Origin of the sequence: Streptomyces hirsutus (assembly GCF_001418415.1) — a bacterium.
Lineage (GTDB): Bacteria > Actinomycetota > Actinomycetes > Streptomycetales > Streptomycetaceae > Streptomyces > Streptomyces hirsutus.
The window spans coordinates 1-1,402 of sequence record NZ_LIQT01000648.1 but is presented as its reverse complement, the minus strand read 5'-3'; the positions used below and the strand labels follow the sequence as shown (position 1 = coordinate 1,402).

1 protein-coding gene and 1 pseudogene are annotated in these 1,402 nt (G+C 72.9%); one reads left to right on the top strand and one right to left on the bottom strand.

Annotation, left to right across the window (positions count from 1 at the left end; translation table 11 throughout):
- A pseudogene (locus AOK11_RS45875) lies at positions 1–285 on the bottom strand (hypothetical protein); the annotation flags it as partial.
- A gap of 73 nt (positions 286–358) precedes the next feature.
- Here AOK11_RS45875 and AOK11_RS36610 point away from each other — a divergent pair.
- Positions 359–1,150: an IclR family transcriptional regulator gene (locus tag AOK11_RS36610; RefSeq protein WP_240497629.1), complete on the top strand. Its 792-nt coding sequence runs from the start codon at positions 359–361 to the stop codon at positions 1,148–1,150.
- Positions 1,151–1,402 lie beyond the last annotated feature (252 nt).

Below are 1,402 nucleotides of genomic sequence, written 5' to 3'. Positions count from 1 at the left end.
CTTTCCGCCGACCCGAGCGGCGAACACCCCGTCGGCGGCGGCCGCACCCCCGGCGGTTCCCTCCTCCGCCCCGGCGCCGCTCTTCGCCTCCGTGCCGCTGTCCCCCTCCCGGATCCGATGCCCCGCCGGCGTCAGGAAGTGATCGTGCGGCGCACGGGGGTGCCGGAACGCCAGCCCTCGCTCGACCAGCCCCGCAAGCTGGGCCCCGGTCCCCTTGACCCGCCCGCTGACCGGGTCGGCCGCCTCCACCACCCGCCGCAACCCCGCGCCCAGAGCTCTCGTCACCCTCGAAGACTACGGCCGGGCACTGACACTCCCGGAGCCCGCGTTTTCCGTGACCCGGTCATAGAATTCCGCTGTGGAGAACTCAGCGCGTACGCCGCAGTCCGGAGCTGAACCGCGGAGCGCGGGCGGCAAGCCCGCGCAGGGCCTGGAATCCGTGGAGAACGCCCTCTCCCTGCTGCTCCTGCTCCGCAAGCAGGGGCGCGTGCGGCTGAGCGAGGCCGCCGACGAGCTGGGCGTGGCCCGGTCCACGGCTCATCGTCTGCTCTCCACTCTGCGCGGCCGCGGCTTCGCGGTGCAGGGCGCCGACAAGGTGTACCGGCCCGGCCCCACGCTCTACCGCCTGGGGATGTCCCAGCGCTCCGAGTACGACCTCGTGGAAACCGCCCGGCCGCACATGCTCTGGCTCAACGGGCAGCTCGGCGAGACGGTGCACCTGGCGGTCCGGGCCGGGGCCGAGACGCGCATCCTGCACAGCATCGAGGGAACGCACGCTCTGCGCGTCGGCAGCCGCACGGGCGTGAGCCTGCCCGCGCACCTCTCCGCCGGAGGCAAGGCGCTCCTCGCCGACCTGGGTGTCTCCGAGCTCGCCGACATCTACGGCACCCGGCACGCGGCGCAGGCGGACACCGACCCCGAGACACTGCACCGCACGCTCGAGACCGTCCGCAGGCGGGGCTACGCCGTCAATATCGGAGGTACCGAGCGCGGCATCTCCGCGGTGGGCGGCGCCGTGCGGGAGCCGGGCGGCCGCGCCGTGGCGGCGATGATCGTCTCGGCCCCTTCGCTGCGCTTCACTCGCGCCCGTCTCGGTGAGGCGGCCGCTGTGCTCGGAGAGGCAGTGCGCCGTATGGAGGCGGCACTCTGAGCCGGTGGCCGGTGCCCTCCTGCGCATGCGGCCGAAGCGGAGGGGCATCGTACGGCGGCAGGCCCGCGACGCAAAGGGGTACTCCCCTCTGTACCGCAGAGCGGAACTACTGAGCAGTTCCATTGCTCCCTGCGTAACCGAAATGCTTCCATACTGGTCACCGATGGGTCATCCGCTCGTCGCCGGAGGAACGCCGGGGTCTGCGGAGCCGCCCACCGTGTCGGTGCTTCGCTTCACGGCCCGCCCGGCTCC